Raw genomic sequence first — 20,224 nt, 5'->3', positions numbered from 1 at the left:
TGTTATCGAGAGGCGAAGAAGCGACGGATCCGCAGAGCCGCCTCGACGCAGTCGGCCAGTTCCGGCACCAGGGCGATGCGCACATAGCCACGACCTGGATCCTGGCCGTCGATGGCGGGCCGGGACAGGAAACGGCCCGGCAGCAGAGTCAGGTGCTCCCTGGCGAAGAGTTCGCGCACGAAGCTGGTCTCGTCCGCTTCCGGGGTGCGCGCCCAGAGGTAGAAGCCGCCTTCGGGCTGATGGCAGTCGAGCACGCCATCAAGGATTTCCAGCACGGCTTTGAATTTCTCGCGATAACGCGCGCGGTTTTCGCGCACATGGCTCTCGTCCTGCCAGGCGGCCAGGCTAGCGTGTTGGTGCTGCAGCGGCATGGCGCAGCCATGGTAGGTGCGGTAGGCGAAAAATCTCGCGATCAGCCGCGCGTCGCCAGCGACGAAGCCGGAGCGCAGGCCGGGCGCATTGGAGCGCTTCGACAGGCTGTGGAAGACCAGGCAACGACGATAATCCTCCAGACCCATGGCGGCGGCGGCTTGGAGCAGGCCGACCGGCGGGCGCTGTTCGTCCGGGTAGAGTTCGGAATAGCATTCATCGGCGGCGATGATGAAATCGTGCTGCTCGGCCAGTGCTATCAGGCGTTGCAGACTGGCCTGGTCCATGACCGCGCCGGTGGGGTTGCCGGGCGAGCACAAATACAAAAGCTGGCAGCGGCGCCAGGTCGCCTCGTCGATCAGATCGAAATCGGGCAGGAAGCCCTTGCTGGCGGTGCAAGGCAGGTAGAAGGGTTGGGCGCCCGCGAGCAGGGCGGCGCCTTCGTAAATCTGATAAAAAGGATTGGGCATCATCACCAGCGGTCGATCCGCCGGATCGATCAATGCCTGGGCAATCGCGAACAGTGCCTCGCGGGTGCCACTGACGGGCAGTATTTGTGTCTCGGGGTCGATGCCGTCGCGGTCAAGCTGAAAGCGCCAACCCAGCCAGGTGGCGATGGCCGCGCGCAGCTCGGGCAGGCCGCGGGTGCTGGGGTAGGTTGCCAAATGATGCAGATGCGTGATAAGCGCATCGCTGATGATGGCCGGCGTGGGGTGCTTGGGCTCGCCGATGGAGAGCATGATCGGCTTGAGTTCGGCCGGCGGCGTCACCTCCTGCTTGAGGGCGGCGAGGCGTTCAAAGGGGTAGGGCTTGAGTTGGCTGAGTGCGGGGTTCATCCGGAACCTGGAGGCTAATCATGGGGTCAATGGCGGCGAAGGATCACGACAGGGATCAATACTTTGGGTATCAGAATCCCTGATCCTCTGAAGGTTGGCGTTAGATGGTGAGTGAGGGATGAGCACAAGTCAAATTCTCCTGTTGACTTGAGCCGAAAAACTTGATGTTTGAGCACCAATTGGAAGTCCGCTAGCCTCGATTTGGCACCTGTCAACGCTATAGCCCAAGTAAGGTTGGATGCTTGTTCTGATCCCCGGTCTTTCAGCTTGCGCGCGCACTTGGACAAACCGAATGAACTCGATGATTCTTACCATTCACCATGTCAGTCTGATTGTCGCCGATACCCGGCGCTCACTGGCGTTTTATCACGAGCTGCTCGGTTTGCCGCTTGAGCCGAGCCGCCCGGATCTTGGCTTTCCGGGTGCCTGGCTGCGGCTAGGGGAGGCGCAGATCCATTTGCTGGAGCTGCCAAATCCAGATCCCCTGACCGGGCGCCCGGAGCATGGTGGGCGCGACCGTCATCTTGCGGTGCGGGTCGCCGCGCTGGACGCCATGGCCGAGCGCTTGCAGGCAGCCGGGGTCGGCTTTACCCGAAGCAAGTCCGGGCGGCGGGCGATTTTTTGCCGCGATCCGGATGGTAATGCACTGGAGTTGATCGAGGATGCCTAATCTCGGTCTGGACCTCGGTCCCGCAACCGCGCAACCAGCGCGCGCTAACCCTGGCGCCCGCCTCTGCTAGAATGCCGCCGCGTCTTGACGATGGAGACCGCGGGCTCGCACCGGCTCCCTGCTCCCGGCTCCCGACTCCCAAGGCGCGCTTAACGCCCAGCCCGAGGTTACTGCTATCCCATGACCACCGTCCGCACCCGTTTCGCCCCCTCGCCGACCGGCTTTTTGCATGTCGGCGGCGCCCGTACCGCCTTGTTTTCCTATCTCTTCGCGCGCAAGCATGGCGGCCAGTTCATTCTGCGTATCGAGGATACCGATCTGGAGCGCTCCACCCCTGAGTCGGTCAATGCCATTCTCGAGGGCATGACCTGGCTGGGGCTGGATTATGATGAAGGGCCTTTTTATCAGACCCAGCGTTTCGACCGCTACCATGCCGTGATCGATGAGCTGCTGGACAAAGGGCTGGCCTATCGCTGCGACTGTCCCAAGGAACGCCTGGAGAAGCTGCGCGAGCGCCAAATGGCTGCCAAGATCAAGCCGCGTTATGACGGCCATTGTCGCGGCAAGACCATCGACCCGAACCAGCCCCATGTGGTGCGTTTTTCCAATCCGGTCGAGGGGTTGGTGGTGGTCGATGACCGGGTGCGCGGCAAGGTGCCTTTCAATAACAACGAACTCGACGATTTAATCATTCGCCGCAGCGATGGCAGTCCCACCTATAACCTGACGGTGGTGGTCGATGATGCCGAGATGGGCATTACCGATGTGATTCGCGGTGATGATCATCTTGGCAATACCGCGCGCCAAATTAATATCCTTAGGGCTTGGGGCAAGGAGCCACCGCGCTATGCCCATCTGCCGATGATTCTCGGCGAGGATGGCGGCCGGCTGTCCAAACGCCATGGCGCGGTCAGTGTCATTGCCTTTCGCGATCAGGGCTATCTGCCCGAGGCACTGCTCAATTACTTGGTACGCCTGGGCTGGTCGCACGGCGATCAGGAAATTTTCTCCATTGATGAGATGATCGCGCTCTTTGAGTTGGAGTCTGTCAACAAAGCGGCGTCATCGTTCGATTATGACAAGCTCGCCTGGGTCAATCAGCACTATCTCCAGCATGGGGATGCCAAGCGCATCGCCCACTTGCTCAGTCCCCATCTTGGTCATCTGGGCATAGACCCGAGTACTGGGCCTGAGTTGGCGGCGGTGGTCGAGGCCCAGGCACCCCGCGCCAAGACGCTGGGCGAACTGGCCAATATCAGTGCCTTTATTTATCAGGACTTCGACGACTACGATGCCGCCTCGGCCAAGAAGCACCTGCGCCCGGTGGCGCGCGAGCCGCTTGTGCGCATGCGCGCGGCCTTGGAGATGCTGGCGCTGGAGGACTGGCGACCGGACATCTTGCATCATCAGGTCGATCAGGTCGCCGCCGAGCTGGATCTGGCCATGGGCAAGGTGGCCCAGCCGCTGCGGGTGGCCGTGGTTGGGCGCGCCGCCTCGCCCGGTATCGATGTGACCCTGCATCTGATTGGCAAGGACGCGGTGCTACGCCGCATCGACCGCGCGCTGGCCTATATAGATGCGCGCTCGGCTCAAGCCTGAGGGTCTGGTTCGGTGGGCTCGGAAGTTTGGCTTGCCCGGTGGCCCGGGCTTCTGGGTGGCGGCGGGGTGAAGAGTGCGCGGGTCTCGGCGGATGGATGCGGTGTCAGTTGTGGGTCGAAATGGTAGCCAAACCATGCAATATCCCGCGCGAAGTAGCGGGCGATCCACTCAGCCGTTTCGTCCGTGTAATAGTGACGATAATCGCCTTTGCGCTCCGGTGCGCGCCGACGGTGGGGCAAGGGCCGGCATTTCAGCCCAAGATGGCGACAGATGTGCTGGAAGTCGTCATGGAGTTGCTCATAACGGCCAATAAAATCCACGCAAGGCAGGCCATCGAGGTCAATCAGATAATTGCTCTGGCGTTCGATGGAGGTATCGACATGATATTGATAGGGCCGCGTCGGATCGAGCTTCCAGCGCAAAAAGTCACTGAAGTTGTCATGGCCGCCCAGATACTGTGGGCGCTCGCGGCGGATGTGATGATAGGAGCTGACCTGCAGATCCCAGGGGTTGCGCACGAAGGCAAACTTAAACAATCCCGCGAAGACCTCGTGCGGCAGTAGCTCCTTGGCGGCGATGATGCGGGCATGACGCGGCAATTTGAGCGCCAGGCGATGCCCGCTAAGATGACTAAAGCGCGCACAGAGAAAGATCGGCCAGTACCAGGGGTCGCGCCAACGCTCGCGGCTAAGCGCCGCGCGCACGCTGGTGCCGCCAGTCTTGGCGATATGAACGAACAGAAAACCATGGCCGGGCGAGAGCAACATAGCGCTATTCTAGCCCGAGTCTGGTCCGAGTGAACGGCTGCGCGCCCTGCGAGATGGGATCTTTGCCGAGGCGCGAGCGGCCGCGCCGCTCAGACGGAATCCGATTCCCGAGGCACCAGATCCCGATAGGCGTGCCAGGTGGCGTGCCCGAGCAGCGGCATGGCAATCACCAGCCCGACATACAAGGTCAAGAAGCCCAGTCCGATGACCATCACAATCATAATTGCCCACAACCCCATCGGCAGCCAATTGGTGGTCACCGCCTTAACGCTGGTGCGAATGGCCGTGAAGCCGTCGATTTTCCGATCCACCAGCATGGGCACCGAGATAGCGCTGATGGCATAGGCCAGACCTGCCAGGACAAAGCCGACCAGCACGCTGGCGAAGACAAAAACATTATTCTCGCCGGACAGAAATACCACGCTGAAGAAGCTCTCCAGCGGCGGATGCAGATTGGTATAAAGCAGCGCGAAGAGCACGAAATTCGCCAGCATCCAGAACTGCATGATGATGGTCAGCCCAGCGGTGATAATGCTGAGTTGCCCCTGATTACGCTTCCAGGCCTCGAGCGCGTTGCAAAACTGCAAGGGCTCCCCGCGCTCGAGGTGGGCGCTCATCTGATAGAGCCCCAACCCGACCACCGGCGCGAGCAGATAAAAGCCCGCGGCAAGAAAGGGCACGATGAACACATAGCCCTCTGACACCAGAGCCCAGGTCATGATGGCGCTGACCAGCACCACCACTGACCCATAGGTCAGGCTGTAGCGGCGCGCCTGCTGGATGTCCCGCCAGCCTTTTCCGAGCCACTCCCAGGGCTGGGCAAGGGTGATGCGATTGACGCGGATGCCGTCGTCCGTGGTTGCGGTTGGCACCACGCTTTGATCGAACAGCTTGCCCTGATCGATGGTTGGATTATCCATGCTGAACTCCTCTATTTGATGGTCAGGTGATGGCCAGGTGATGGCCAGGGCTCGGTGGGTCAGCCCTTGAAGTGCCGCGGGCGTGATGGCAGTGCCATCCGTCGCTGGCTTGGTTTTTATAATCTATGCATTGGTGGATGACAGCCCTCGTTGGTCTGGCTGGACGCAGGTTGCAACTACCATTGGCCAGAAAAGACCTAGTAAATTTGTCATCCACTGTTATGGATAGTCGCGAAAACATCCCGGAATTTCAAGCGGGATTCGATCAATGGTGGTCCAACATCCAAGGTTCAGTGGTGGCGGAAGGGTTGGGTCTCGAGACAGCAATCAATTGCCGGCGTCCTGGATTCTGGCTGTAATCTGGGCTGCCGTGCCTGCGCCGACATGGTGCGCGGTTGCAGCCCTTTCGCACCATTCGGGAGCCATGTGCGGCGACTATGATCCGGCTCGGGGCCAGCCTTGTTTGCCTTGCTAGGTCCATCTAAGACTCAGCAATTCCAAATTTGGGTGTTTCATCTGGTGTAGAAGCGGCTTCCAGCCGCTTCATGACGCGCCAAGATGGCGCGTCTACTGATAAACGGGCCAACAATCGGGCGCTGGATAACGAAATTTGGAATTGCTGTCTAAGACTGGCGTGATTTGTGCTTCTTTCCTGACAGGTCAGTTAGCTGGAGCGCCGGCGATGGGATGCAGAATCCTTAATCACGACATCATGAACTGCACCGCTGAGGGCGTGCTGGGCAATCACCTGTATTCTGGACGAGCGGTGGGTATCAGTGCTCCGGACGATGTTCTGATGCTGCATCCACAGCTGCAAACCGACTGGTATGCCCTGTGCGCCCATTATGAGCGGATCGGGCTCGACCACAGCCGGCAGGTGGTGTGGGATGTCGATCTCGGGCGCCTGAACGACTTTGCTGACCATCAGCCGTCGCTGTTCTTCTTCGGTCCCGAGGAGCACCAGGTGCGCCCCGATCCTGCCTGGCATAGCGCGGTGGAGAGCATGAACTGCAAGAATGCCTTCATGACCCATGCCGAACGCCTGGGGGTGCCGGTGCCTCTGACGCGGTGTTTCGCCGATGTGCGGGCCATCGGAGAACCGGCCATTGCCGAGACCCAGTTTCCCTGTTATCTAAAGGCGGCGGTGTCGGTCTCTGGCGTGGGTATTTTCCGCTGCGCGGATGCGGACGCGTTGCGCCGGGCCTGTGACGAATTCGCCCCCGGCACGGCGGTGCAAATCCAGCAAGAGGTGCGCGCCGAGACCTTTCTGAACTTGCAATATCAAAGTGATAACGGTTGCGCTGAGCGCCTGGCGGCGACCGAGCAGGTGCTCGATGGCTATGTGCATCAGGGCAACCGCCACCCAGCGGCGCACGCGCCCTGGGAGCTGGTCGACCCGCTGGCTGACTGGCTGGGCGAGATCGGCATGCGCGGCGTCTTTGCCTTTGATTTGGCCGTTGTCGAGGAACCGGACGGCGACGATTATCTGGCCATCGAGTGCAATCCGCGCTTCAATGGGGCCTCCTATCCCACACTCATCGCCGAGAAGCTTGGCATTACCGACTGGTTGGCGCTGGCCTTCGGCACCCGGCACCGGCGCCTGATTGATCTGGATCTCAGTGGCCTGGAGTACAATCCCGCTACTGGCACTGGCGTGGTGTTGGTCAACTGGGGGCCGATCCAAGTCGGGAAATTTCTCGCACTGCTGGCTGGCGAGCGCGAGCAACAGCAAGCACTGGCAATTGCCTTGCAAGGGCGATTGTGACAGCCGCGTTTGCCGCCGTTTGAAGAGGTCGAAATCGACCTTGCCGAGATCCTCGATCTCGAAGAGCGGCCGGCTGATCCTCAAGTTTCTTTGCTATTCATTGCTTGCGGCGCCGCGCCGCGCGCCTCAAGGCTGCTGAAGATGTTATCCAGTTCCAACTATTCCCTCATGATCCATGGTGGCGCGGGTGCGCTTGATAATGTGCGCGATCAGGCCACGGCGGTGCGTTACCTCGAAAGCATGCGGACGATTCTGGAATTTGGCCGCGAGATCCTCGCGCGCGGCGGCACCGCGGTGGAGGCGGTGGAGAGCTGCGCCTCGGAGCTTGAAGACAATCCGCTGTTCAACGCCGGCTGCGGCTCGGTGCTGAACGAGGATGGCCAGGTCGAGATGGACGCCGGCATCATGGACGGGCGCGACCTGGCCGCCGGTGCCGTGGCCGGGGTCAGCCGCATCGCCAATCCGGTGCAGCTCGCGCGCCTGATCATGGACGGCAGCGAGCATGTGCTGCTCTCGGGCGCCGGAGCGCTGCGCTATGCCGAGCATTGCGGCGTGCCCCTGGCGGATGACGACTATTTTCGCACGCCGGAGCGGATAGCCCAGCTTGCCCAGGCGCGAGAGCGGCGGTCCATCATGCTCGACCATGACGACTCTGGCGAGGCACAGAAATACGGCACCATCGGCGCGGTGGCGAGGGATCTGGAGGGCAATCTGGCCGCGGCCACCTCCACCGGCGGTATCGTGAACAAACGCCTTGGGCGCATTGGTGACTCCTGCATCATCGGCGCCGGGGTCTATGCCGACAATGCCAATGGCGCCATTTCAACCACCGGCTATGGCGAGGACTTTATTCGCACCGCGCTGGCAAAAATGGTCGCGGATTTAATCGAATACCGTGGTCTCGACGCCAAGGGCGCGGTCGCGTTCGCGCTGGAGCATTTCCGCCGCAAGGTCGGGGGTCGCGGTGGCCTGATCTGCATCGATTACCAAGGCCGCTGCGCCAGCGCCACGACCACCAAAAAGATGATCCACGGTTGGATTGAGCAGGGCGGCGAGAGCCACTGTCGCTTCTAGTTGTCCCACATTGGAAGAAGGCAGAAACAACTGCCAAGACGAGTCTCATGTGGCTGAAATTCCATACATTGCAATGATTTAGGCAAGATTTCAGAAGAATAGTCATATTGCAAAGTGCTTTTGATCATGACCAACCACCGCCTGCTCGTCTTATTCGGTGTAGATAACCGGGCCAATAGCCGGGCGCTGGAAAAAGAAATTTGGAATTGCTGCCCATTTGCCTATCATTTGGCTGTCATCGTATTCCTTGATGTGACGCTCCCCGCCGCCATAGCAAATAAATCGCCGGCAGCACGAATAGGCTCAGCAGCGGCGCGGTGATCATGCCGCCGACCATGGGCGCGGCGATGGGTCGCATGACCTCGGAGCTGACACCGCCCTGCAGCATGATGGGGAGAAGTCCCGCAAAGATGGTTGCCACTGTCATCGCCTTGGGCCGGATGCGCAGCACCGCGCCTTCCTCGATGGCGGCTTTCAGATCCTGTTCGTTCGCCAAGTGCCCATCACGGCGCGCGTCGGCTAGGGCGTTGTCCAGATAGACCAGCATGATGACGCCGAACTCCACCGCCACGCCGGCCAGGGCGATGAAACCCACGGCCACGGCGATGGACAGGTTGTAGCCGAGCAGATCAATCAGCCACAGGCCGCCGACCAAAGCAAAGGGCAAGGAGAGCATCACCAGCAGCGCCTCGGTGGCGCGGGTGAAGGTCAGATACAGCAGCACGAAGATGATCAGGAGCGTCAGCGGCACCACCAGGGTCAGACGTTCCTGGGCGCGCTGCATGTACTCGTACTGGCCGGACCAGCTGAGCGAATAGCCGGGTGGCAGGTCGACCTGCTCGGCCACCACCTGCTTGGCCTCGGCGATCCAGCGGCCGAGATCGCGTCCGCGGATGTCGACGAAGGTCCAGCCGTTCAGGCGTGCGTTTTCGCTTTTCAGCATGGGTGCGCCGTCGGTGATGACCACCTCGGCGATTTGCGCGAGTGGTATCTGGGCGCCGCTCGGTGTCACCATGGGCAACTCGCGCAGCTTTTGCAGATCATCGCGTTGCTCGCGCGGGAAACGGATGTTGATCGGGTAGCGCTCCAGTCCCTCCACCGTGCGGCTGACATTGATGCCGCCGATGGCGGCGGCGACCAGGTCATTGATGTCGCTGACATTCAGCCCCACCCGCGCGGCGGCGAGTCGGTCCGGGCGGATCTCGATATAGCGCCCGCCGGCGACTCGCTCGGAGAAGGCCGAGGCGGTGCCGTCCACTTGCATCACCGCGCGCTCGACTTGGGTACCGATGCGCTCAATCTTGGCGAGATCGGGGCCGGCGATCTTGATGCCCACCGGGGTCTTGATGCCAGTGGCCAGCATGTCGATCCGGGTTTTGATCGGCATTACCCAGGCGTTGGTGACTCCCGGTAGATCGACGATCGCGTCCAGTTCATCGATCAGCTTGTCCAGGGTCATGCCTTCGCGCCATTCGGACAGGGGCTTGAGCTGGATCAAGGTCTCGATCATGGTCAGGGGCGCCGGGTCGGTGGCGGTATCGGCGCGGCCGATTTTGCCGAAGACGCGCTCGACCTCGGGCAGGCTGGCGATCAGCCGGTCGGTCTGCTGCAAGAGTTGCTGGGCCTTGCCGATGGAAATGCCGGGCAGGGTGGTCGGCATGTACATCAGGTCCCCCTCGTAGAGATCGGGCATGAACTCGCTGCCGAGCTGCTTGAGCGGCCAAAGGGCGCTCAGCATCACCAGCAGGGCGATGACGATGGTGAGCTTCGGCCAGCGCAGCACCGCGCGCAGGCCGGGGCGATAGAGCCAGATCAGCCCACGGTTAAGCGGATTGCTATGCTCGTGCGGGATGCGCCCGCGCACCAGATAGCCCATGAGCACCGGCACCAGGGTAACCGCCAGACCGGCGGCGGCGGCCATGGCATAAGTTTTGGTGAAGGCGAGCGGGCTGAACAGCCGGCCTTCCTGGGCTTGCAGGGTAAAGACCGGCAGGAAGCTGAGCGTAATGATCAGCAGGCTGAAAAACAGCGCCGGGCCGACCTCGACCGCCGCCTCCTCGATCACTCGCCAGTGGTCCTCGCCCCGGGGTCGCTCGCCATGCTTGGCCTCCCAGCGCTCCAGATGCTTGTGCGCGTTCTCCACCATGACGATGGAGGCATCCACCATGGCACCGATGGCGATGGCGATGCCGCCCAGGGACATAATGTTGGCATTGATGCCCTGCTGCTGCATGACGATGAAGGCCATCAGGATGCCGAGCGGCAGGCTCAAAATAATCACCAGCGACGAGCGCAGGTGGAACAGGAAGGCCAGGCACACCAGGGCGACGACAATGAATTCCTCGATCAGCTTGGTCTTGAGGTTGTCGACCGCGTCCAAAATCAGGGTGGAGCGGTCGTAGGTGGTGAGGATCTCCACACCTTCCGGCAGGCTGGCGCGCAGGGTCTCCAGGCGTGCCTTGACCGCCTCGATGGTGGCCAGCGCATTCTCGCCCGAGCGCATTACTATGATGCCGCCGGTGATTTCGCCCTCGCCGTCGAGATCCGCCACCACCCGGCGCATTTCCGGGCCGATCTGAACCCGGGCAAGGTCGCGCAGCAGGATGGGGGTGCCCTCGGGGGTGGTTTTCACCGGTATCAATTCGATGTCTTCGAGCGAGCGCAGATAGCCCCGGGTGCGCACCATGTATTCGGCCTCGGCCAACTCCAGCACCGAGCCGCCGACATCGCGGTTGGCGTTTTTGACCGCGTTTATCACCTGCGCCAATGGGATACCGAAAGCGCGTAGTTTCTCGGGATCGACGACAATTTGGTACTGGCGCACCATGCCGCCTACGGTGGCGACCTCGGCCACGCCCGGCAGGGATTGCAACTCGAACTTCAAAAACCAGTTCTGCAGGCTGGTCAGCTCGGCGAGATCATGCTGGCCGCTGCGATCGACCAAGGCGTAGCTAAAAACCCAGCCCACCCCGGTCGCATCCGGTCCGAGGCGCGGCTGCACCCCATCAGGCAGATCAGCGGCGGCCTGGTTGAGATACTCCAGCACCCGGGCGCGCGCCCAATAGAGATCAGTCCCGTCCTCGAAGATCACATAGACGTAGCTGTCGCCAAAAAAGCTATAGCCGCGCACCGCCTTGGCGCCCGGCACCGACAGCATGGTGGTGGTGATGGGATAGGTGACCTGCTCCTCCACGACGCGCGGCGCCTGCCCCGGAAAGCTGGTCTTGACGATCACCTGCACGTCGGACAGATCTGGGATGGCATCGAGCGGCGTGCGCGCCAGGGAAACCAGGCCCCAGGCGGTCAACGCCAAGGCGGCGAGCAGCACTAGAAAGCGGTTGTTGAGAGACCAGGCGATGATGGCTTTCATGGGGGCTTAGCCTCTGTTTCGTTGGTATAAAATCTTCCCTATCAATGCCACCGCCGGGCAGCGGCATTGAGTATTCGCACCAGTTCGTTTCTATTTGGACGGGACGCGCCATGACCACTCTTGCATCGCTTTATAAAACCAACTACGCCGTCTGGGCCCAACGTAACGCGGACTTGTTGCGCGCGGGTCGCTTCGAGGAGCTGGATATCGAGCATCTGCTGGAGGAACTCAGCGACATGAGCAAGAGTGACCGCCGCGAACTGCATAGCCGTCTGCTGGTGCTGCTGGCTCATCTGCTGAAATGGCAGTTTCAATATCCGCAACTCAATGATCGCTGGCGCGAATTCGATGGCCGTAGCTGGCGCTCGACCATCGTCGAGCAACGCGCGCAACTTGAAGGCTTGCTGCGCCAGTCGCCGGGGCTGAACTCCGCTGTTGAAGAGTCCATCGCCGAGGCCTATCCAGCCGCCGTGCGGCTTGCCCGCAAGGAAACCGGCCTGCCCAAGTCGACCTTCCCTGACAGCTGCCCATACAGCAGCGCGCAAATCCTCGACGAGAATTATTACCCGGAGACCGCTTGAAGGCTCCTCGTAAGCGATGCGGTTTTCGTGGCTTGGAATCGACCTGTTACTCGGTCTTGGGTTCGGGCTCGGGTTCAGCCAAGCGCTGAAAGCTCGCCTGCAGGTTGGACTCGGAGTCGATCAAGAACTGCCCGGAGGTGACCACACGATCACCCGCCTCCAGTCCAGAGAGGATCTCCACCTCGCCGGCGCGCTGCATGCCGGTGACCACATCAACCGGCTGAAAGCGCCCGTCGCCGAGCGCCAGCACCACGGCCTCGCGCTCGCCGGTCAGGATCAGCGCCTCGGCGGGAATCTTCAGCACATCCCGTTTCGGCCCGCCGAAGATCTCGATATCGGCGAACATATTGGGCTTGAGGCTGAGGTCGGGATTGTCGAACACCAGCCGCACGCGCAGAGTACGAGTCGTCGGGTCAAGCTCGGGATAGAGATAATCGACCTTGCCCTCCCAGGAGCGCCCCGGTCGCGCCGGTACCCGCATCTCCGCCGCCGCGCCGGGCTTGAGCCAGTCGATCTGGTGCTCGTAGATATCCACCAGCACCCAGACGCGGCTGAGGTCGGCGATGCTGAACATCTCGGTCGCCTCGGTCACATACATGCCCTCGCGCGCGGCGATCTGGGTGACGATGCCGTCCATGGGCGCGCGAATCGGCACCCGATTGCGCGGCGCGCCCTCGCGCTCGATGACGGCGATGATGTCATCCGGCACCGCCAGCAGGCGCAGCAGGTTGCGTGCCTTGTCGGCGCTGACGCGCCGCTCGCCGCCGCCATCGCGCGAGAGCAGGAAATCGACCTGAGCCGAGAGAATCTCCGGTGCGTAGAGCTCGGCCAGCGTTTGCCCTTTCTTCACTGGCTCGCCCTCGGCGCGCAGATCAAGCGCCTCGATCCAGCCCGGCGTGCGCGGGTGGATATGGGCCAGGCGGGTTTCGTCGTGGCTGACCCGCCCGAGGGTGCGGATATAGCGCCATAGGGTGCCGCGTTCGGCTGGCGCCGTGCGCACGCCGAGCGTCTGCACCACCGCCGAGGCCAGGCTGACCTCTGGGTGCTTGCTTCGATTCGGGCTGGTCATGGGATCAAGCCATTTCTCCACCAGATCCATGCCGCAGATCGGGCAGGTGCCGGGCTCGTCCCTAATGATCCGCGGGTGCATCGGACAGACATACTTGGGATCGAGATGCTTTTTCGCATGTTCGATCAGATGGTCGTCCGCTGCTTCGGCCAGAGGCTCGCTTGGCACGGGGTCCCTTTGGCCAGGCGTCTGCGCCCAGGCGACATCAGCGATACCCCAGCTTCCGAGGGCAAACAGGACACACAGGCCAAACTGGGAGACCCTAGCCAGAATCAGACCGGATGGGCGGCGGCTGTCTCTCACCACGCGCGGAGGGTTGGACATGGGAAGGATCCTCGTCACCGGAGTTGTTTCATGACTGTTATCAGGCCCTAATCCATGGACATGGGGACACCGACGCTGACTTATTAGAGGGGTTTTCCTTTTCCTCCAGGCGGTGGACTAGTCCACCAGCGCCAGCGCGACCTGCTGTGGATTTCGCTTTCGCTCATCTATCCGACTCCACACCACAGCTAAATGATCAAGGCCAGGTTGGGCGGCAGCAATTCCAAATTTCGTTATCCAGCGCCCGATTGTTGGCCCGTTTATCAGTAGACGTGCCATCTTGGCGCGTCATGAAGCGGCTGGAAGCCGCTTCTACTCCAGATGAAACACCCAAATTTGGAATTGCTGGTTGGGCAACGCGCCTGGCAAGGCTCCAAGGCATCAGCCCGCAACCATCTGCACCACGGCGAGCCGACCGCCGTCCTCGCGCGCGAGCAGAATCTGCTGACCGTCCTTGATCTCAAGCTGGCTGCCGCTGGGGATGGGGGTCTTGGTGGTGGCGTCCATGAGATCGGGCAGACTTTCGTTGACCAGCCACCAGCGCTCTTGGTGGAGAACAAAGTAGCCGACGCGGCGTTTTTGCTCCTCGCTCAGGCGCTCGTTGGGGGCGATGCGGTTGTTGGCGTGCCAGGGGAACAGGGATTGGCCGGTCCAGACCATCAGGCGGTGGTTGTCGGGACGGAATCGGCCTTCATGGCGGGCGGAGTAGAGGTTGAGCACTGGTAGTTGGCCGCGAAAGGGCGTGCCGCAGAAGGGGCAGCGGGGTTTGGTGCTGTTGTCGAACACATACCACTGTTGCTCGCAGTCGGGATTCTGGCATGGCTGGATGAGATCGACGGTCTTGACCAGGGCGGTTTCCCAGTCGTTGGCCGAGGGGCGCGCGGCGGGTGCGTGCAGACCGTCGATGAAGGCGCGCTCGAACAGCGGGCTGAGATAGGGGCCGCAGAGGCTGTAGGGGCGTTGTTCGGTGTCGGCCCAGGGCAGGTCGCTGGGTTTGACGTTGTCGATGCGAATGCGATTGCTGTAGTCGCTTGGGTGTTCGATGAACAGGGCGCGCTCGCCCATGGAGAGGGTCTCGTCGCGCTGTTCGTCGTTGGGATCGTGCACCTTTCTGCCGCGCAGCGGGTGGCGGTAGAGCAGATACATATAAATGAGCACGGCGAGCGCGTGCTGGTCGGTCTCGCGCCGCGGCAGTTGGCGACTGGGATCGTCCTTGGGCAGATGGCTGGTGGCGACCACCTCGGGAGCGATGAAGTCGGGCGTGCCGACCACATCCGGTGGGTATTTTCCGGGCACTACCAGGCCATCGACATCGATGATGCAGGCCAGTCCGCGCGAGGGATCGACCAGGACATTTTTGTAGGACAGGTCGGAGTGGGCGAGACCGGCCATGTGCAGGCGGCGCACGGCGCGCGCGAGCATTAGACACACCTTCAGATGGCCGAGCCAGTCGCCGAGTTCGCGCGGATCCATGAAGCGCTGGCGCAGGCCGGCGGCGGCGAACCACTTGCCCTCCTTCTCGCGGCCTTTGATCTTGAGCATGTCGTTGTTCTTGGACCCATGCTCGAAGAAAAAATGGCTCGGGTAAGTCGGTGCGACGATGCCTAGGCGCCCGTCATGTTCGAGCATGGCGCTCGGCCAGCAGAACAGCTCGCGCCAGTAGTCGCCGCCGATTTGCTCGAAAATGCTCTCGCGGTAACTGCCGGTGATCATGCGCAGGCGATCACGCGCCTGGAAGTCCTGCGCGGTTTTGTAAAAGGCGACGACGTAGGAGCGATCCGGCGCGAAATAGACCTCTTTCATGGCGCCCGAGCCGATGATGTCATCGACGAATTCGACCGGTTGTCCGTCGAGAGTGGTGCTGGTGATGACCTGGGGCATGGGTGCTCTCCGTGTCAGGCGCGCAGGATCGCGATGCTGCGGTCATCGTGATGACCGGGGGAGAAGAAGCCGAGCCAGTCGAGCAGCCCGCGCTCGGGAGCCTCGGACTCAAGGATGGGGCTGAGTTCCCGCCACAGGGCGTCCCAGCGTGTCGGGTCTTCCAGACCATTATCAGTCTCGAAGCGCGGATCGGAGACGCCGTCGGTCATCAGCAGTACGGCCCCGATCTCCTGAAAGTAGCCGATGCCGATGCGCTTGGCGAAACCGCTGTCGGTCAGGGCGGCATTGTCGAGAAAGCGCGTTTGGCCGGCGAATTCGCCACTATCCGGCTTGCCCATCAGGCGCAGCTTGCCAGTCGGGCCATAGACAGCAATGGCGCCATCGCCCATCCAGAAGGAAGTCAGGAACAGGCCATCGTCCTGGGGTTTGGCAACGGCGGCGAGCAATGTGGTGGCGTAGTCCCGCGCTCGGGCGCCCTGGCGCTCGGCTTCGTGCGCGATGGCCTGCACCGCCGATGTAGCGGCCTGATGGAACAAATAGTGGAAGGCGGTACCCAGGGACTGGGTGGCTGTCCGCGCGTCAGCCGACCAGGCGGCAACTTCCCCGGCGAGCTGGGCGCCTTGATCGCCAGCGAGGGCATCGGCAAGCGTTTCGGCCATGGCGGTGCAGGCGAGCCGGGAGCCTTCGCGCGAGAATTTGGCGCTGCCGGCGCCATCGGCAACCATCAGCACCTGCCAGCCGGCGCCGATGTCGGCCTGAATGAAGGCGTCATCGTCGCGGAAGCTGCCCTGGTGTTCGTGAGAGCGCCCGCGGCGACTGGCGGCGATGAGCTGGACGCCGCTGGCGCTCTCGATGCGCTGGCAGTCGGTGTGCGGCTTGGGATAGAGGGCATCGGTGGGCGGCTCGATGATTTTCCACAGGCTTTTGGGGTCGGGATTGACGATCAGCAGGCAGTCTCCCGAATAGCTGGTACCCGCGACTCTGCCCCAGGAGACTGCCAGGCGATGGTCGCCGGCGGTGCGTGGCGTTCCCCGGATCTCGCTGGTCTGGGCATCGAATGTCAGACCCAGTTCGTCGGGCAGGCGCAGGTCGCGAATCTCAACCGGCTCACCCTTGATGTCCTGACCTTCAATCGCGGCGGCATAGGCTACACCGACTTTGGCGTTGGGCAGGAAAAAGGTGGCGTGCGCTGGTTGCTGTTGCCCTGGGGGTTGCTTGGGCGTCTGGCGAGCTGCTGGTTGAGATGGTGGCTGGATCGGCGGCTCGGGTTCAGGTCCAGGCACGGGAGCGGATGGCGGCGTCGGCGCGGCCTGGGGCTCGCTGTCAGGCACGGATTCCATGGGATTGGGTTCAGCCATCATGGTCTTGGGTTCGGTTGGTGCAGGTTCGGTTGATGCGGATTCGTTTGGCGCGGGGCGGGTTGCTTGCGTGCCGGCGCGGGCCGCTTTTGATACCCACAGGCTTTGACCGGGATGTCGCGCCTGCCAGGCATCGTCCATCGCGCGCACGAAACGAAAGCAGGCATCGAACACATCGTCGCCGCGGGCGAAGGCTTCGATTTCCTCGCGGCGAATCTCGCCACGGTCGAACAGGGGGACGCGCTCGCCCTGGAACAGACCCTTCACCAGTCGCTCGACATCGACCTCAAGGCGCTTACGCCGCCCCGGATCGACCTTGACCGGATTGACCTTGACCGAATCGACCTTGATCGGCGCGCGGCGCTCAGTCATCCCTGACTCCGCCCGACATCAAAGCCGCCCGCGTCGCTGGCGCCGGGCGCGAAGGCGACGGTTTTTTCACACCAGGGGCAGATGGCCTCGCCCGGTCCGTTCAGGCACAGCAGCTTGCCGCAGCCGCAGACAGCGAAGGCGGTGGCGTTGCCGCAGTGCGGGCAGCCGGGGGCGCCCATGAGTTCGGCGGTGTTGACTTTCAGGCTGCTGGTGCGCGGGTCCGACCAGTCGAAATAGCTCTCATCGAGCGGGTAGCAACCGGCGAGCTGGTAGCTGGACAGCGGCAGGTTGAATTCAACCGTGCTCAGGGCGCGCTCTTCGCGCTCGTATTTAATCAGGTAGGGACGGCGGTGCTTTTGGCAGCGCCCGACCAGCACCACGCAGTTGTCGTCCGCGTGCGTTGTCGGTGCATCCTTGACCAGGCTGAGCACGCGCTCATCGAAGGATTTCGTCAGGCTGAGTTCATTTGGTTCGCCCAGGCGCTGGCTGCGCGCCACTACCGAGGCGCTGACCCAGTCGATCAGACGTTTGAAGTCGCCGGGGCGTGAGTCCTCGAACAGCAGCACCTGGTCGGTCAGACGCGCCAGCGCACTGAAATCAGTCTGGCTCCCCATGCCGACCGCGACCAGTTGCGCGGCGCGGGCATGGGTCTGGCGCCAGCGGTCGATGGCTGCTTGGGGATCATCGGTCGGGTGGCCGTCGGTCATGAGAAACACAATGGGTTTCCAGTCGCCCTTGGCGTCCGCCGTGGTGCGCACCACCTGGCGGTCGATTTCGTGCATCAGGGTGTCGAGCGCGGCGCCGAGGCTGGTGCCGCCGCCGAGCGGCAAGCGCGGCGGGTAGAAATCCATCAGCTCGATCAAGGGCACAATGGTGCGCGCCACGCCGGCGAAGGCGATCACCGAGAGATAGACGGTTTCCAGCGCATGGGGATCTCCGCGCAGCGCGGTCACGATGGATTGCAGCCCCTGTTCCATCTTGCGCAGATTCTCGCCCACCATGGATTCCGAGCAGTCGAGCACGAAGAAGACGGGGAGTCGGCGCATGGCGGTGACCTCGTTGGAGTGGGTAGTGGGTAGGGTGGATAAGCCCGAAGGGCGCATCCACCAAAACGCCGGTCATGCCGGATGCGCTGTGCTTATCCACCCTAGGAATAACCAGCAAACCAAAAAATGCAAGCGGTAAGCTTCCACCAAAGGTCAGAGTGGCCTGGAATTTTGTTTGTTCCTTGTCATCTGTCTAGAGCACCAGTTGCACCTCGGCGGGCGGTGGCGGCAGGGTGACGGACTGCTCCAGGCCGGCGCTGCTGGAGCCAACCGCGACGCTGGCCGACACCCATTTGAAGAAGCCGGAGAAGGCGGCGGCGTCCAGGGTTTCAAGCAGCACCACGCGGTCGGTCAGTTCGCGCAGCAGCTCGGTCTTGGCCTTGGGGCCAGCGGCGCAGGCGACGATGGAGCCGAAGGGGCGGCGTTTGACCTTGGCGATGGCCTCGCGGTAGGCGAGCAGGTCCGAGGGGCTGCCGTCGGTCATCACGAACAACAGCGGGCGCCAGTCGCCCTTGGCCTCGTCGGTGCTTTTGCGCAGGTCGCGATCAACCAGTTTGACCAGCAGTTCCAGCGCGGCGCCGAGAAAGGTCGCGCCCGATTGAGGTGTCTGGATTTCGCCAAGACGCACCTCGTCAAGTGGCGTGAGGGGCAGATACTCACGCGCCTCGATATCGAAGGTGATGATCGACAGATGCACGGTCTCCAGCGCGTAAGGATCCTGGCGCAGCGCGGCGAGCATGGCTTGCAGCCCGACATTGACCGAATGAATGGGCTCGCCGCGCATGGACCCGGAGGTGTCGAGCAGGATGTAAACAGGCAGTCGTCTCACGCTCATGCGGGTCTCCCTTGGATGCGCCGTTTAAAGGTATTGCTTGAGCCAGTCCACGAAGTTATCCGAGGGCGAGGGCGTGCCAATGGCGCGGAAGGTCCAGCCGCCGCCGGGATTGCATTCGAGTTCGGCGAACAGCAGGGAGCGGCAATCCTGATAAGCCTCTCCGCCCGAGAGATCGAAGCGCGCCATCTCCTGGCCGCGGGCATCGCTGGCGCGGATATAGGCATTGCGCACTTCGCCGAAGGTCTGCCCGTGCTCACGGCCCTTGTAGATCTGCACCACGAAGACCAGTTTCGCGAACGCGGCGGGCAGGTCATTGAGCCGCACGATGATTTGTTCGTCGTCCCCGTCCCCGCCGCCGGCTCCAGTGCGATCATCCCCGGTCATCCAAACGCAACCGCTGCGGTGTTTCATGTTATTAAAGTGCACCACGTCGCTGTTGACCAGGGTGGCCTTGCCTGCTTTGTCCCAGCCGAGATCCTTCACCTTGCCATCCGCGCCGCACAGGAAAGCGATCACGTCCAGATCATAGTCCGTGGAGCTCGCCCCGCCGCGCTTGGCGAGCAGGCCGGTGTTGGGGTTGACATCCCAACCCAAGCCGATGGTCACCTGGGACAGGTCGTGGTGGCTCTTTTCCAGGCTGACACCCTGACCTTTTTCGAGTCTGACGCCCATGGGCGAGGTCTCCTGAAAGATGCGGCTGAAGGATGCTTTGTGTTTACAACACCAGATTCACCTCGGGCGGCGGCGGTGGTAGATCGGCGAGACCGTCAACCTCCTTCTGGCCCTGATCGACCTTCTGGCTGCCGGTTGCCACCGAGGCCGAGACCCATTTGAAGAAGGCGGCGATGGTGCTGGCATCGGCGGTGTCGAGTCGGACCACGGTCTCGGTGATCTGCTTGAGGATCTCGGTGTCGGCGCCCTGACCGGCGGCGCAGGCGACCAGAATGCCGACGCGCGCCTGTTTGAGCCGATCGAGTCCCTGGCGCCAGTCGTCGGTCGGCGCGCCATCGGTCATGATGAACACCAGTGGCTTCCAGTCGCCCTTGGTCTCCGCCGTGGTGCGGGCGACTTCGCGCTCGATGCAGTCGGCGAGCAGCGCCAATACCTCGCCGAGCGCGGTGGTGCCGCTGGCCTTGAGCACGGGCGGCTGAAAACTGACCAGCTCGGTCAGGGGGACCGCCTGACGCGCCGAGCTGTCGAAGGTCAGCACCGACAGATAGGCGGTTTCCAGCGCGTAGGGGTCTTGGCGCAGCGTCGAAACCAACAGTTGCACGCCGTTTTTGACCGCTTCAATCGGCTCGCCGCTCATGGAGCCGGAGGTGTCGAGCAGCAGGTAGACGGGAAGTCTTCTCATGTCAATTCGCTCCCATGATCCTCGGATCCGTGTC

General features: G+C 62.4%; 16 protein-coding genes. 5 read left to right on the top strand and 11 right to left on the bottom strand.

Features of this window, described 5'->3' with window-relative positions:
* Positions 1-2 precede the first annotated feature (2 nt).
* Complete coding sequence (gene dapC / locus Thiowin_RS23720) at positions 3-1,205, bottom strand: succinyldiaminopimelate transaminase (protein WP_328985444.1); 1,203 nt, start codon at positions 1,203-1,205, stop codon at positions 3-5.
* A gap of 292 nt (positions 1,206-1,497) precedes the next feature.
* Between dapC and Thiowin_RS23715 the strand changes: the two genes are divergently transcribed.
* Entirely contained in the window at positions 1,498-1,875 is a 378-nt protein-coding gene (locus Thiowin_RS23715) for a VOC family protein (protein WP_328985443.1), read from the top strand.
* A 180-nt stretch (positions 1,876-2,055) separates the two neighbouring features.
* A complete protein-coding gene (gene gltX, locus Thiowin_RS23710) occupies positions 2,056-3,474 on the top strand; it encodes a glutamate--tRNA ligase (RefSeq protein WP_328985442.1) in 1,419 nt (472 codons plus the stop codon).
* On the opposite strand, the gene Thiowin_RS23705 is transcribed toward gltX, so the two are convergent.
* Positions 3,465-4,241: a sulfotransferase family 2 domain-containing protein gene (locus Thiowin_RS23705; RefSeq protein WP_328985441.1), complete on the bottom strand. Its 777-nt coding sequence runs from the start codon at positions 4,239-4,241 to the stop codon at positions 3,465-3,467. The two genes, gltX and Thiowin_RS23705, sit on opposite strands and share 10 nt — an antisense overlap.
* Positions 4,242-4,330: 89 nt before the next feature.
* Positions 4,331-5,161, bottom strand: coding sequence for a DUF2189 domain-containing protein (locus tag Thiowin_RS23700; RefSeq protein ID WP_328985440.1), 831 nt, complete (start codon positions 5,159-5,161; stop codon positions 4,331-4,333).
* A gap of 712 nt (positions 5,162-5,873) precedes the next feature.
* Here Thiowin_RS23700 and Thiowin_RS23695 point away from each other — a divergent pair.
* Together Thiowin_RS23695 and Thiowin_RS23690 are read left to right on the top strand one after the other, a co-directional pair.
* The gene (locus Thiowin_RS23695; RefSeq protein WP_328985439.1) at positions 5,874-6,926 is read left to right on the top strand and encodes an ATP-grasp domain-containing protein; all 1,053 of its coding nucleotides are present in this window, start codon (positions 5,874-5,876) and stop codon (positions 6,924-6,926) included.
* Positions 6,927-7,067: 141 nt separating this feature from the next.
* Positions 7,068-8,000, top strand: a complete 933-nt coding sequence (locus Thiowin_RS23690) for an isoaspartyl peptidase/L-asparaginase family protein (protein WP_328988156.1) — start codon at positions 7,068-7,070, stop codon at positions 7,998-8,000.
* 235 nt (positions 8,001-8,235) lie between these two features.
* Here the strand turns inward: Thiowin_RS23690 and Thiowin_RS23685 are convergent, their stop codons facing one another.
* A complete protein-coding gene (locus tag Thiowin_RS23685; protein ID WP_328985438.1) occupies positions 8,236-11,370 on the bottom strand; it encodes an efflux RND transporter permease subunit in 3,135 nt (1,044 codons plus the stop codon).
* 110 nt (positions 11,371-11,480) lie between these two features.
* Between Thiowin_RS23685 and Thiowin_RS23680 the strand changes: the two genes are divergently transcribed.
* Positions 11,481-11,951, top strand: a complete 471-nt coding sequence (locus Thiowin_RS23680) for a DUF29 domain-containing protein (protein ID WP_328985437.1) — start codon at positions 11,481-11,483, stop codon at positions 11,949-11,951.
* Between the two features lie 46 nt (positions 11,952-11,997).
* Here the strand turns inward: Thiowin_RS23680 and Thiowin_RS23675 are convergent, their stop codons facing one another.
* From Thiowin_RS23675 to Thiowin_RS23645, 7 genes are all read right to left on the bottom strand, one after another.
* Entirely contained in the window at positions 11,998-13,344 is a 1,347-nt protein-coding gene (locus tag Thiowin_RS23675) for an efflux RND transporter periplasmic adaptor subunit (RefSeq protein ID WP_328985436.1), read from the bottom strand.
* 381 nt (positions 13,345-13,725) lie between these two features.
* Positions 13,726-15,225 (bottom strand): helix-hairpin-helix domain-containing protein, encoded by a 1,500-nt coding sequence (locus tag Thiowin_RS23670; protein WP_328985435.1) that lies wholly within the window; start codon positions 15,223-15,225, stop codon positions 13,726-13,728.
* Between the two features lie 14 nt (positions 15,226-15,239).
* Positions 15,240-16,955: a PP2C family serine/threonine-protein phosphatase gene (locus Thiowin_RS23665; protein WP_328985434.1), complete on the bottom strand. Its 1,716-nt coding sequence runs from the start codon at positions 16,953-16,955 to the stop codon at positions 15,240-15,242.
* The gene (locus tag Thiowin_RS23660; RefSeq protein ID WP_328985433.1) at positions 16,952-18,001 is read right to left on the bottom strand and encodes a TerY-C metal binding domain-containing protein; all 1,050 of its coding nucleotides are present in this window, start codon (positions 17,999-18,001) and stop codon (positions 16,952-16,954) included. Before Thiowin_RS23660 ends, Thiowin_RS23665 begins: the two co-directional genes overlap by 4 nt.
* Positions 18,002-18,194: 193 nt before the next feature.
* Complete coding sequence (locus Thiowin_RS23655) at positions 18,195-18,836, bottom strand: vWA domain-containing protein (RefSeq protein ID WP_328985432.1); 642 nt, start codon at positions 18,834-18,836, stop codon at positions 18,195-18,197.
* Positions 18,837-18,860: 24 nt separating this feature from the next.
* Positions 18,861-19,508 (bottom strand): TerD family protein, encoded by a 648-nt coding sequence (locus tag Thiowin_RS23650; protein ID WP_328985431.1) that lies wholly within the window; start codon positions 19,506-19,508, stop codon positions 18,861-18,863.
* A gap of 43 nt (positions 19,509-19,551) precedes the next feature.
* Complete coding sequence (locus Thiowin_RS23645) at positions 19,552-20,190, bottom strand: vWA domain-containing protein (protein ID WP_328985430.1); 639 nt, start codon at positions 20,188-20,190, stop codon at positions 19,552-19,554.
* Positions 20,191-20,224 lie beyond the last annotated feature (34 nt).

The organism is Thiorhodovibrio winogradskyi (genome assembly GCF_036208045.1).
GTDB lineage: Bacteria > Pseudomonadota > Gammaproteobacteria > Chromatiales > Chromatiaceae > Thiorhodovibrio > Thiorhodovibrio winogradskyi.
The sequence above is the reverse complement of the archived record's forward strand: the minus strand, read 5'-3'. Positions and strand labels throughout refer to the sequence as shown.

What these genes read in the sequence shown, in the direction of transcription:
- Thiowin_RS23700 (WP_328985440.1), bottom strand. Translation starts at nt 5,161, where the DNA reads ATGGATAATCCAACCATCGATCAGGGCAAGCTGTTCGATCAAAGCGTG.
- gltX (WP_328985442.1), top strand. Translation starts at nt 2,056, where the DNA reads ATGACCACCGTCCGCACCCGTTTCGCCCCCTCGCCGACCGGCTTTTTG.
- Thiowin_RS23655 (WP_328985432.1), bottom strand. Translation starts at nt 18,836, where the DNA reads ATGAGCGTGAGACGACTGCCTGTTTACATCCTGCTCGACACCTCCGGG.
- Thiowin_RS23695 (WP_328985439.1), top strand. Translation starts at nt 5,874, where the DNA reads ATGAACTGCACCGCTGAGGGCGTGCTGGGCAATCACCTGTATTCTGGA.
- Thiowin_RS23670 (WP_328985435.1), bottom strand. Translation starts at nt 15,225, where the DNA reads ATGCCCCAGGTCATCACCAGCACCACTCTCGACGGACAACCGGTCGAA.
- Thiowin_RS23715 (WP_328985443.1), top strand. Translation starts at nt 1,498, where the DNA reads ATGAACTCGATGATTCTTACCATTCACCATGTCAGTCTGATTGTCGCC.
- Thiowin_RS23685 (WP_328985438.1), bottom strand. Translation starts at nt 11,370, where the DNA reads ATGAAAGCCATCATCGCCTGGTCTCTCAACAACCGCTTTCTAGTGCTG.
- Thiowin_RS23665 (WP_328985434.1), bottom strand. Translation starts at nt 16,955, where the DNA reads ATGACTGAGCGCCGCGCGCCGATCAAGGTCGATTCGGTCAAGGTCAAT.
- Thiowin_RS23680 (WP_328985437.1), top strand. Translation starts at nt 11,481, where the DNA reads ATGACCACTCTTGCATCGCTTTATAAAACCAACTACGCCGTCTGGGCC.
- Thiowin_RS23705 (WP_328985441.1), bottom strand. Translation starts at nt 4,241, where the DNA reads ATGTTGCTCTCGCCCGGCCATGGTTTTCTGTTCGTTCATATCGCCAAG.
- Thiowin_RS23675 (WP_328985436.1), bottom strand. Translation starts at nt 13,344, where the DNA reads ATGTCCAACCCTCCGCGCGTGGTGAGAGACAGCCGCCGCCCATCCGGT.
- dapC (WP_328985444.1), bottom strand. Translation starts at nt 1,205, where the DNA reads ATGAACCCCGCACTCAGCCAACTCAAGCCCTACCCCTTTGAACGCCTC.
- Thiowin_RS23650 (WP_328985431.1), bottom strand. Translation starts at nt 19,508, where the DNA reads ATGGGCGTCAGACTCGAAAAAGGTCAGGGTGTCAGCCTGGAAAAGAGC.
- Thiowin_RS23660 (WP_328985433.1), bottom strand. Translation starts at nt 18,001, where the DNA reads ATGCGCCGACTCCCCGTCTTCTTCGTGCTCGACTGCTCGGAATCCATG.
- Thiowin_RS23690 (WP_328988156.1), top strand. Translation starts at nt 7,068, where the DNA reads ATGTTATCCAGTTCCAACTATTCCCTCATGATCCATGGTGGCGCGGGT.
- Thiowin_RS23645 (WP_328985430.1), bottom strand. Translation starts at nt 20,190, where the DNA reads ATGAGAAGACTTCCCGTCTACCTGCTGCTCGACACCTCCGGCTCCATG.